Raw genomic sequence first — 11139 nt, forward strand, 5'->3', positions numbered from 1 at the left:
CCCTTGACCTTGATGGCCAGCTCATCCCAGAACCATCGGCCGGATACCGGCTTTTTCCTTTTTCTGAGCTCCACCTCCAGCTGAGGGGTATAGTGAAGGACCCATCTGTGGATGGTCGAGTGATCCACCTGAACGCCGCGCTCGGAGATCATTTCCTCAAGATCCCTCGTGGAGAGCTTATAGCTGAGATACCAGCGGATGGAGGTCAGGATAATGGACTTTTCAAAATGCCGTCCTTTGAAACTCAGCGCCATAACCACTCCCTGGGTACGGTGAACTGGCGACTATGATCAATTCCGTGTCAGGATGCTAGAGATTTTTGCAACAGAACCGAATTCTCTGTTCCTTACTGGGGATCCATCACGCTGAGGATATCATCGCACATTGAGGACATATTTTTGAATCGTTCATTATATCTGAAATCTATAAGTATTTTACAAATCAACATCGAATTCCACCCCTCTACTTCTGGCGGGAAAATAAAGGCGTTGAAGTCGATTTGATCATTGAAACATCCCAAGCTTTGATTCCTATTGAAATAAAGTCGGGGGAAACCTTTAATCGTGATTTTTTGAAAACCCTACAGAATTATCTGTCGTTTGCAAAGCCACGAGCGAAAAACCCTGGTCTTGTATTTGGAGGGACCGGTAATTTTGTGCGAGAGGACGTTCATGTGGTTGGTTGGAAGGAGGCTACAGCACTCATTTAAAAACCTGCTTCCGGGCGCCCATCTTATTCAAAGCATACATGGACAGTTCCAGAATTATCGTCCAATCCGTGGTCTTGGTCATGCATTCTCAGTGCTGCTGCTAGTAAAGGTTTTTTGGCTTGAAATGCACCATTCCAGTGACCGAGATACTCAAGAGGTTCCGAATCTGAGCTTTTGCCCAAGATCAGCAAACTACCGAATGGAGCGTCTGCGTTCATGGGGCGATCCTTCCATTCATTACGGGGATAACCCAACGCCGTAACATAATCCCAGTTAGCTCCAGCACTCCATCGACCGCTGACACTGACAATTTTGGAACGAGGCTTGGCAAATTTTACAACTGTAAAGTGCCGATCGGCGCGCGCATCAAAACATTCCCGATCGGGGTACCCTGCTGTATCAAAACGGATATCGACACCCTGGGAGATCAGGGTATCGAAGAAGGCTTTCGAATCGGGATGGGCCACAGCGACAAACCCACTCTTCCCTTCAAATTCCTTTCTACCAGACGTAACAAAAGAGTTCACGCCAACGATGGCGTGATCACGGATCAGCGGCCCCCCGGAGTCACCAGGTCCGATCAGGGAATCGAGGCTTATTCTGCCGGGTATGCTCTCACGCCGCTCACCATAGACAGTCAGAATGCGGTCGAGATCCTCCTTGCCGTAAAGAAAGTTGGTACCATAATGGAACTCGCCGTCATTGGCTTCTGTCTCGAGATCGTGTACCCCAAAACCTGCGACGGTCACGAGATCGCCGATTTGAGCTGGAACGAGGGAAATGGGTATCCAATTGGGCGAAATAGCACGGGGAAAGACCAGGATCCGCATATCGTTGGAATAGCTCCAGGGCTGGCCGGTGATGTCGGACAGCGAGACATTTCGAATAGCCTGGACCCCATTTATCGTTGGGAGTTCTCCGACGTTGCTGTAGCAATGTGCAGCGCTGAGGACAGTGCTTGGTGCAACGAAAGTGGCCGTGCAACCATTCTTAACAACGGCGTTGAACTCGGCAGGTTTTTTCTTAACACTATTCGTGACCTTCAACTGATAGGATGGGTCACCCTTGGGCCTGGAATCACCACAGGCACTGATGAAGAAGAGGCCGATGCTGGCACAAAGCTGTCTGCGGAATGAATGTGAAGTTGTCATATTTGCTCCTATTGCTAAAGATCGCGTGACGACAGGACCTTGAGCAAAAGCCTTGCCATTCTGAATGATATTCGTGATATCATACAGTTAGATCAGAATGAGGCAGGGGTATTGATCTGAATTTTTGGGCTCGACTCCAGGAACTTGAACCTAAAGTCCAAGGTATGAGACAACTTTCTTCGTCATGGCTGTCACACCCCGGACAAGGGCTGGTTTTGCGACAGCCCCGTTCTTGAATCAACCATAGCTGAAATTCTGAAGTGGTTCGTTGGAATCGGGCTTGGCGGTAAGTGCTTAGCTAGGTTTGGTTGAGATCAAAAGGCAGAGATTGTGGGCACTCAAGGGCTTGTGCCCATCCACTTATCCTGATTTGTGTTCGCTGGATTATAGTAAAAGATTTTGTCTGCCGTGTTCAAGACGAGACGATGCTGACGATCCAGCCAAAGACCTTTAACTTGGGATTTCACAGTCTCAGCACCTAGGTTAAATACTGTCCAGATCTTTGAATCCAAAGGCATTCGCGCCAGGATCGGTAGCTTGGGATCGACGCCGGTTCCCGCAATCCAAATCACTCCTGGTTCATAAAACAATCTGGCTTCTGTCGTCGCATCATCTTTCACAAGGATGGCTTGCTGGGCCATGGAATGCCAATCGGGCCATTTGGGTTGCATTGGATTGTCCCATTCAACCCATTTGTTACCATTATCTTCGTACAACTTAAGCTGAGCAAAATTTCCCAAGCCTTCGCTGTTCACACGGCTCGCTCGAACCAAAGCCAGTCGTTTGCCTTGAAAAGGGATAATATCCGCAAAGCTGAAATCATCCTGATCCAGCTGCCTATCTTCACGAATCGTTTCGCTCTGCATATCGAGTTCAAAAAGTCTGGAGGCACCACTCACCCTGTGCCTTGCGAGTATCCATGACTTTGGCTCATTCCAAATGATCCGTTCTCCTTGAAAACCTTCGGCAAGCTTGAGGGTGCGGCGGGTGTCATCAGGTCTTCTCAACTGAATTTCTGTAAATTCGCGACCCACGCTGCCCCAATAGTTGCCTTGGGAGTCAAACATTCTCCATTTGATGCTGGCTGGCGTTACCTCGAATTGAGGGAGAAAAACGCCTCTATCCAGGTCAAGCAGCTGGACACTGCCACTCAAGGTATCTTCGAACCAGACAGATCCATCGCGATCCACAGTCATAGAGCTGATGGGCGACTGCATGGCAAAGGCGCTGCCTCCCACAAGTGGCTTCAAGGAAATTTTCTTCGCTGGAACTGGAACCCCCAGTTTCGAGACGGCAATATATCCGTCCTGAGTCGTTCGCCAGTAGCTGAGTCGTACAAGATTTCCAAGTTTATCCTGAGCCAGGATAACTTGTTGAGTTGGCTGTGTCCGCAGTCCTGCACGAAAGAGACCTTGATCGCTTACTTCGATAAAATTATTGTTTTGCATCATTCGGAGCGACAGCCCATTCGTGTTAGTGGACGCATCGACCAATGTCGTGACAGCCAGCTGTTCAAGGTTCTGGTCAATCCCAAGACCAAAACTCCAAAAAGAATTTCCGGCAGTGCTCCAGTTCCAGATACTGTCTTGCAGAAGCCATCCTGCTCGGGAAGGCGTCCAGGGTTTCCATGAAAAGAGTACAGGCGCATTTGAAACACTGAGCGCGGACAACCAAAAACTTCCATCTGATTTTCTAACGAGATGGTTGATGTCGTTAATTTCCTTCAGGGGTTCATCGGCCTGAAGAAGCTGGAGAGTGGCGGACGAAGCATCGTCATTGAAGAGGAGCGCAAAAGGTTGCACGCTTTCGCTCGCAAGGCCATAAAAGCCTTTTTTATCCTTGTAGAGCGAGTGCAATCCTTTTTTCGGCAGAGGGTTCAAGGTCGGGAAGGATAATTTGGGTTGATTGGGATTGAAAACTGCCAATTGGCCATTAATAAGCATCGTGACAAGATTATGAGGCGTCGTCATCAATCCAGGGCCAACGGTATCAATCCTTGAAGGAAAAAGACCGTTGGAATCGGCTATCAAAGCAAAGTCATTACCGTCAAAGCTCAGAAACACAAAACTCAGGGTGAAACCCTGCCAGTGCAGGCGGCTCAAAAGCAGGAGCAATTTTCGTTTGTCCTGAGCATCATGGAACTCTGTGATGCCTTGTATCGATCGGCTTTCCCAAGGGCCAAGCTCGCCCAGCTTGTCAAGTAAGGAAGCTGGAATGGGAAATGCTTGGGGCTGCAACGGACCAAGGGCTTTTCCGCGCGTCTCATTGGCCAAGGGAACTTCCATCAAGGTGGCATCAAGGTTTCCTGCAACCAGCCAAAGGCTGTCACTCTTGACGTCGGGTCTGAGACTCCTGGTTAACAGCAGGTTTTGTTCCCTTAAGGCAAAAATCGAAGTTTCATTGGATCGAATCGCAATAGGCTTTGACCATTCAGCGTCCTCGGACTCTTTAAAGAAGAGGGCCGGATGGATTTTGTTTGGCCCCATGATGTTATTTGAAAAAGCAAGAAAACGACCGAAGTTGTCGTTGACGAAATTCAGTTGGGTTTCCCGGAAAGCCAGATCGACATTGGTGTTCTGCCATGAATTGAAAGCATGAGGGTTTATCCAAAACTCCGAGGAAGCATGACTTTGCCTGTTGGCCAGGTCATGTGTTTTAACTTCAACCGAAACCTGGGAATGAAAGAGGGTATGCAAGGCATCTTCGTGAAATTGAAACTTGGTCAAACCGTCACAGGGGACCCATGAGTCCATTATTTTGCCTGCACAACGACCCTCGGTACAAAGTGCTTGCGTGGCGGAAAATCGTCCCCCTGCCTGATCAACATAGGAAACACGGCAGACGGTATTTCTCATGAGTTCATTGCTATTCATAAAACTGGACGTGACAGAGTCATCATCGACGGCAACCTGAAACGCGAATGTTTGATTCGGTTCCACAGCCCAGTTCAAGTCTTTACGCAAATGATGATTTAGCCATAGCAACTGGATGCCTGGGGCCGAAACATCACGAAAGAAAGGCTCGGCTGAAACAACGGAGCGATTCCCTGCCGCATCCATGCTATAGGAATACAGAACTTGCGACCCGGCAGCTTGGGAAGCGACAAACTCTGTCGCGATTTTATACTGCTCCACGTCTTCACACTCTTTTTTGCTTTCGGCGCTGATGCAATAGTAATATTGATCTGGGCCAAACCTAATGTTGAGTGGCAAAGGACTTTCAACTGGCGAAATCTTCGACCCAAGAATTTTTGTTTGATCGGGCGCAGTTTGATCGAGATCGAAGCTGCAGGAATTGGCGGCATTTACAGTATCATCAGCTATTGTTTTTGCCTGAGCTGTTAGGGCATATCGACCGTCCTTGAGTTGCAGAGGACCCAAAGCCAACTGACTTTTTTTCGGGTTTTCACGATCAAGGATTAGACTTGATTCTGCGATCGCTTTGCCTTCTTGCACGATTTGGTAACGCATCTGATTGATTTGCCAGATATCATCCTTTTCGAGAACTTCCCATTCCAAGGCAAGTGAAAAGTCGGCAGCGTTACGCAGGAGGAGCGGATCTCGACAATCGATTCTAAAGTTCGCTGACCGTAAAGGTTTCAGCGTCAGTTTCAGAACAGCCAATGACTGACTCTCTGGAAGGTCCAATGAGATCCCAAATTTCCGATCGTCGCTGATCAGCTTAAGAACACCAGGGGACTTGGGTGTTGCAACGCAGCCTTTGGACGAAACTTTGATCGGAGTTTCGGAGTCTCGTTCATACCATTTCGCCGAAACCCGGGTCGGATCATACGGATTTCCATCCTTTGCCACCTGAATGAGATGGCCTGAGGAAGCGGATGATCCAGCATCCAAATCTCCGCAATCAAGTGTAATTTGGTCGTAACGGGACGGCAGAGAACCGCAGCCCGAAAAACTCAGAACAAGCAGAAGCTGGATGACTCTTGTGATTATTTTCATAGTGCCCAGATAGGTGGAAGCTCACAGCCTTATAGTGTAAGGCCAATGACGCGTCAATTCGGACGAGTCAATAAGTTGCGCGCCCGTAAAAACTAAATTTTTAACCTGCTAACAACATCAAAATCCGCTTATGCCACGCGTCACGATCATGTTGTGATCCCACTTGGAAGTTTTTGTTTTACCTGAGGATCAGCCGCTTGTTTTTGCATCCGAATCAGGGCGGTTTTCATCTCACGACGAAACAGTAGAAGGTGACTCAGGACAGTATTTTGCGCGATCTTCAACTCGTCGGAGATTTCCTTGGTACTCTTTCCTTCGATGTAATAGAGCCGCGCGACGACCCCTCGCGGAACTTTCTTATAGGTATCCAGGAGGCGGCGCAAGAGGGCAAGGTTCTGTTCAAGCTCCAGATCAGCCACACCTGATTCGGGATCAAACCACAATCCCAATTCATAGTGGTCGGTTTTACCAACTGTCCCGTCATCCAAAGGATCGACCTTCTGATATTCCATGGATCGAAAAACGTTCAGACAGTTGTTGCGCGCGATCATGGCAATCCAGGCTTTGGCAGATTTTGCTTCCCTGAGGCTGGGCAGCTTCTCAAACGCCTGAAGAAAAGTCTGTTGCGCCACATCATCAGCCGTACTGTTATAGATGCGATAGCTCGAAATGATTTTTCGGACGGTCTGAATGTTACTGTAGTAGATATCCTCAAAATTGATCTGTAAGTTCACTGTCTGGCCTCCTGCTCAAGGATGGTCCAACGAACTTCGCGCATCCAAAGCCAGGCTTCATGCTTCTGTGGATACCTTCCCGTATCCAACTGTTCCAAATGTTCGTCCTTTAATGAATCTGTACTCAAACCATAGGTGATCTGCAGGAAACCCTCCTTGGGTGTCATCACGCCCACTGGCTTTTGGTTTTGATCCATCAGTTCCTGCAGATCCCCGCTTGCTTCGACAGGGATATTTGGAATGGTGATCCGATCGCTTCCTGATATGAGCTGTAGGTGCAGGTAACCACGACTTTTGCATTGAGCCATCAGGAGAATGGAGCTTAATGCCGGTACACCGGAGCCTGTAACTTCAGGCTGAATCGTAGCACCGTCGGACTTGAGAGCTAGATTGCAGCCCTTTTCCTTAATCAATCCTTCCTTGATGACAATACCCTTAAGATTGGAATTGAGAGATGGATCGAGTCGGTCGCGTTCGGGTTCCCAAAAGCGAACCGATAGAAATATTACCGCAGCCACCGCCAAAGCGCTGGACCAGATAGTCAAAGCACGATTACGAGGTCTTATAGCTTTGACTCTGGCATCCGATGAAGAGGCTCTTGCCTGACTGATGCGGGACCAAAGTTCCTTATCATCGAGACAGCTCGGGTCGCGCTTCATGCTGCGCCTCGGCATCTTCTCTGTAAAGCATTCGAAGAGTTCACTATCGAGGCGACTCTCGGAGGCTTCGGGCATGGATGCTTCGGAATCCGCTTCGAAATCTTCATCGGTCAGGTCATGCATGGTCCTGGCCAAGGCATCGATGTCATCTGCATTGAGGTGAATGATTCCTTCGTGAAACTGCTTATTCTTAAGGTCTGTCACCATCCCACTCCTACAAAAGCAGATATCTGGCCCTGGGAAACGAGACGCCCGACTTTCTCAATCTGCCGCTGATTCCAATACATATCATATTGAGCACCGATTCCAAATGCCAGACCCGATTGGACCTGATGCAAGGTGAAATTGGTCCCAAACCCAGCACCGGGAAGTAAAACGGAAGCGTCCGGTGCCTTGGTCGATTGTCGACTTTCACCCTGGATTTTGCGTTCCAGGCGCAGTAGTGATGGTCCGGCATAAACCCCCCACTCAGTGCGCAGACTGTCGTCGACTCTTAAAAACTGACTCGTTTCCCGCGTGCCGAGCGCAAGCAAGAGGCGCGCGGTCGATCGCTCCTGGGGAAAAGCTTGTGTCCCAATCCGAATAGTTTCCGCTTGCCAGGGACTATATCCGGCACTCAAAATGAAATCCCATACATCCAAGGATTCGTCAAAGCGTAAACTTGCAAAGTTGATCGGCGTGGGCTCAGTTGCAAAATTTTCACGGATGGCATTATTGAAAAATTGCCCAGGTCCCCAACCCAACAGCAGATGCCGACTTCTTCGTCTCTGGATCAGATCCGAAACACTATATTCCTTGCCGGCTGTCAGTCGTATGACCCGACTCACCACAACGTTGTTTGTTGCAGGATCGATGATTTCAAGACGATGCTTGCCCTCAGGCATGGTCAGATAGCTCTCGCCCAGAATACCCTTGCTTTGCCCTCCGAGCCTCAGTTCGTAGTTCTTCAAAGTATTGATATACGAATAAAGGAAGGCCAGCCCTTTGAATTCAACTTCCCCGCTCAGAACAATAGGATCCCCTCCGGATTGGTCCATTTGCATGGTGGGATGCTGCATTTTTTTCGTGAAGGCCACGGTATTCCGAGTGGCATAGTCATGGGCCTGCGTCAAGGTATGGGTTCGACCATTGTTTTTACGCATCGATTCCAAAAGGAAGTGCGTATAGATATCCTGCCGAAGCTCCTGGTTCTCGACCGCTGGCTCGCTCCAGCTGGAAGCAGATAGAATGGAGTAACCCTTCCCCGCTGCCGGGATCAGGAGCGGATCAGAGGAGCCCTTGAGACGCTTCATGGCTTCCTGAATTTCCGGAGTCAATTGTGCCTTGCCTCCTCCAGAATGACAGCTGGCTATAATCAAAGCTTTTCTCTGGGAACGGAGCGACTGAAACATTTCCAGCAGCTCATCCCGGCTTATCGCAGTGTCCTGAATATTCAAATGCGAAGTGTCGGATGCCACAAAATAGGGTACATAGGACGAGGGTTCGTCGGGGCTCTTGTTCTTCCGGTAGTATATTGTCCCATGGGTCGATAGATAGACAACGACAGTATCATCTTCACGGAGATTCATTCGTTTTAGGCGCTCAAAGGCCTTGAGTATATGTTCGCGGCGGACCCGTCCGTCTTTGGATCCTTTGGTTGTGATAAGTTCCCCCGCATCGAAAGGGATATTAGCTTCCTCCCGAAGAAAGCGGAAAACATTCGTCGCATCGGAGTCAGCAAACTGCAGAGCATTCCAAAATGGATCGTCGAATGAATTGATGCCAATGGCCAAAATAATCCGTCGGGGTCGATTCAGTTCTTTCACCAGCTGGCTTTCCTCATTGGTCAAGAACCGGAGACCTTGAGCCATCATATTGTCTGCTGTGAAAACGAGAACGATAAAAGTCCAGAGGAACCTTGGAAACGATATCATTGCGTATGCTCATAGGTGAAAAACTCAGGCTACCAGCAGCTCACGTGATATGACCTAATGCACAAGGATCATTCAAGAACTTTCTGGCCTTATACCAGGACTGGAGTCGATCTGACTGGAACAATCCGTCATATCGACGTTTGTGCCGACGGAAACGTGCTTAGCAAGGCCAGTGATGAAGAATTTTTGTCCACAATTTCGGGGTGCATTGCGACGCATAGCCTGATACCCAAAATCTTTCTCAAAAAATTTTCTCAATAACCCAAAAACATAAGCGTCTAGCATCTTGAGTAGTAACTTCAAGTTCAATGATTGAAGAAGAAGATCTTTCACGAAAGGCAATGAAATGAAAAGTTTGAGCAGTGGAATTATGCTTTTGGCTCTCATCGGTTGCGGGAATGATCGCAAAGGCAATGATACTGAGAAAAAGCTGGAGAGTCAGAATCCTGCTGCGATGCCTGCGACGCCTGCAAATCCTGCCTCGGGTGTCACACCAACTGTAGAACCCACGGACAATATTCCTTTCTTGGGATCCTGGTCGATCTGCAGCGAGTTTGCACAGGACGAAACGAGCGTTGGGTTTGAGGCTCCCGTTCGAAGACAGCGTATCAATACTCAATTTGATGCCAATGGCAACCTAACCCGAACATTTTCGTTCTATACGGATAAATCCTGCACAAATCAGGTCACGGAAGCCGATATAAAAAACTACATCGAAAAGTTAGAAGCAATTGGGATTGAAATCGAAGACGCGGATGACCTTTATGCATTCAGCCAAAGCATTGAGCAAACAGCCACCTTTTCGATTGTTGCTGACCTTGGTTTTGGCCAGTTTCAATACAATGCGACCTTGCCAGACGGTGTGACCATCTTTTCGACTCTCCAGTTAACAGCCGATACTCTAACTCTGGCCTATGAGTGTGATCAAGACGATGTTGACTCGGGTTTCTGTGAAAAAGTAACAGGAGATTCCGCTCAAAACCGGGCCGTTATCGATAGCAAAGCCACGACCTTGACAAAGTTGAAATAAACCATCAACGCCCAAGCTCAGCCTAAAACCCGGCTGCAAACCAGCCGAGGGAGGCCTTTCGGTTGTGTTGCGTTTGCAGAAGCTGAGCGAGGGGAAACACGGATTCGCGAACGATCATGCAGCGACGGAATAGAAGATCTCTGCAGAGGTATCACCCTCTGCTCTGACCTGCAGTTTTCGAATGATCCTCATCGCCTCAAAACCGCCAATTGTAATCCTTGCCGTTCGAAACCTCTTGAAACCCAACGTGGTTCTGCATAACTGTTTGATGGGCCTACGGTCCTGCTCGATAACGTTGTTCAAATATTTGTTCTGACGAATTTCGATATCGGTGCCTTCTCCTTCATTATAGGCTTGAATGCCGGCGGTGTTGGCTCCGCTTTTGTCGATGGTGATTTTTATCGGTTCACCGTTTGACCTGATGGCCCTGGAGAGAAATCGTTGTGCGGCTTTCCGGTCGCGCTTTGCCGTGAGCAAATAATCCACGGTATTACCTTCCTTATCCACGGCCCGGTAGAGGTATTTCCACTGACCCTTGACCTTGATATACGTCTCGTCCAGGCGCCAGCTTTTGCCCAGAGGCCGCTTAAGCCGGCGCACAGCCTTTTCCAGCCCTGGCGTGAACTTGATAACCCAGCGGTAAATGGTGGTGTGGTCAACTTCAAACCCACGTTCCCTGGCCATTTCTTCAAGGTCCCGGTAGCTCAGCTTATAGGAAAGATACCAGCGGACGTTGAGCATGATGATCTGGCGCTCGAACGAGTGCCCACTGGTGTCAAAAAGCATGAGCCCGCCTCCCAAGGTTTCCTGGAGAGTACCATGGGCTTATCCAGGTGCAACAGAACCAGCAGAATCCCTATCACCGTCATGCCCTTGAGCAGAGGATCAAAAGCAGTCAGATCCTTAAGAGAACCATCGGTGGAAGGGAACGCTGGTTCGTACAGCTTTGTCTGGAAGGCGAGGCCTTCCGGGATACGGCAAAGG

The 11139-nt window shown here is 49.0% G+C and carries 8 protein-coding genes and 1 pseudogene; 2 read left to right on the forward strand and 7 right to left on the reverse strand.

Annotated elements, in window-relative coordinates; genetic code table 11:
- Positions 1-254: pseudogene (locus tag VE954_RS42010) on the reverse strand (IS6 family transposase); the annotation flags it as partial.
- Positions 255-394: 140 nt separating this feature from the next.
- Here VE954_RS42010 and VE954_RS44650 point away from each other — a divergent pair.
- Positions 395-709, forward strand: a complete 315-nt coding sequence (locus VE954_RS44650; RefSeq protein ID WP_414699078.1) for a DUF4143 domain-containing protein — start codon at positions 395-397, stop codon at positions 707-709.
- Between the two features lie 23 nt (positions 710-732).
- Here the strand turns inward: VE954_RS44650 and VE954_RS42015 are convergent, their stop codons facing one another.
- The 5 genes from VE954_RS42015 to VE954_RS42035 all read right to left on the reverse strand — a co-directional run bounded on the left by VE954_RS42015 (position 733) and on the right by VE954_RS42035 (position 9065).
- Positions 733-1860, reverse strand: a complete 1128-nt coding sequence (locus tag VE954_RS42015; RefSeq protein ID WP_324964536.1) for a trypsin-like serine protease — start codon at positions 1858-1860, stop codon at positions 733-735.
- A gap of 338 nt (positions 1861-2198) precedes the next feature.
- A complete protein-coding gene (locus VE954_RS42020) occupies positions 2199-5819 on the reverse strand; it encodes a hypothetical protein (protein WP_324964537.1) in 3621 nt (1206 codons plus the stop codon).
- Between the two features lie 146 nt (positions 5820-5965).
- Entirely contained in the window at positions 5966-6553 is a 588-nt protein-coding gene (locus tag VE954_RS42025; RefSeq protein WP_324964539.1) for a sigma-70 family RNA polymerase sigma factor, read from the reverse strand.
- Positions 6550-7419 carry a hypothetical protein gene (locus tag VE954_RS42030; RefSeq protein WP_324964541.1) on the reverse strand — a complete coding sequence of 290 codons (870 nt, stop codon included), beginning with the start codon at positions 7417-7419 and terminating at the stop codon, positions 6550-6552. The genes VE954_RS42025 and VE954_RS42030 overlap by 4 nt, the downstream gene beginning before the upstream one ends.
- On the reverse strand, positions 7413-9065 hold the full coding sequence (locus tag VE954_RS42035) for a caspase family protein (protein WP_324964543.1): 1653 nt from the start codon (positions 9063-9065) through the stop codon (positions 7413-7415). The genes VE954_RS42030 and VE954_RS42035 overlap by 7 nt, the downstream gene beginning before the upstream one ends.
- Positions 9066-9471: 406 nt before the next feature.
- On the opposite strand from VE954_RS42035, the gene VE954_RS42040 reads away from it, so the two are divergent.
- Positions 9472-10155, forward strand: coding sequence for a hypothetical protein (locus tag VE954_RS42040; RefSeq protein ID WP_324964545.1), 684 nt, complete (start codon positions 9472-9474; stop codon positions 10153-10155).
- Positions 10156-10269: 114 nt separating this feature from the next.
- On the opposite strand, the gene VE954_RS42045 is transcribed toward VE954_RS42040, so the two are convergent.
- Positions 10270-10941 carry an IS6 family transposase gene (locus VE954_RS42045; RefSeq protein WP_324964547.1) on the reverse strand — a complete coding sequence of 224 codons (672 nt, stop codon included), beginning with the start codon at positions 10939-10941 and terminating at the stop codon, positions 10270-10272.
- Positions 10942-11139 lie beyond the last annotated feature (198 nt).

The sequence above is a fragment of the Oligoflexus sp. genome, from assembly GCF_035638955.1.
In the GTDB taxonomy this organism is placed as follows: Bacteria; Bdellovibrionota_B; Oligoflexia; order Oligoflexales; family Oligoflexaceae; genus Oligoflexus.

Excerpts from the sequence above, each read along its gene's own strand:
- VE954_RS42045 (WP_324964547.1), bottom strand. The coding sequence starts at position 10,941 with ATGCTTTTTGACACCAGTGGGCACTCGTTCGAGCGCCAGATCATCATG.
- VE954_RS42035 (WP_324964543.1), bottom strand. The coding sequence starts at position 9,065 with ATGATGGCTCAAGGTCTCCGGTTCTTGACCAATGAGGAAAGCCAGCTG.
- VE954_RS42030 (WP_324964541.1), bottom strand. The coding sequence starts at position 7,419 with ATGGTGACAGACCTTAAGAATAAGCAGTTTCACGAAGGAATCATTCAC.
- VE954_RS42015 (WP_324964536.1), bottom strand. The coding sequence starts at position 1,860 with ATGACAACTTCACATTCATTCCGCAGACAGCTTTGTGCCAGCATCGGC.
- VE954_RS42020 (WP_324964537.1), bottom strand. The coding sequence starts at position 5,819 with ATGAAAATAATCACAAGAGTCATCCAGCTTCTGCTTGTTCTGAGTTTT.
- VE954_RS42040 (WP_324964545.1), top strand. The coding sequence starts at position 9,472 with ATGAAAAGTTTGAGCAGTGGAATTATGCTTTTGGCTCTCATCGGTTGC.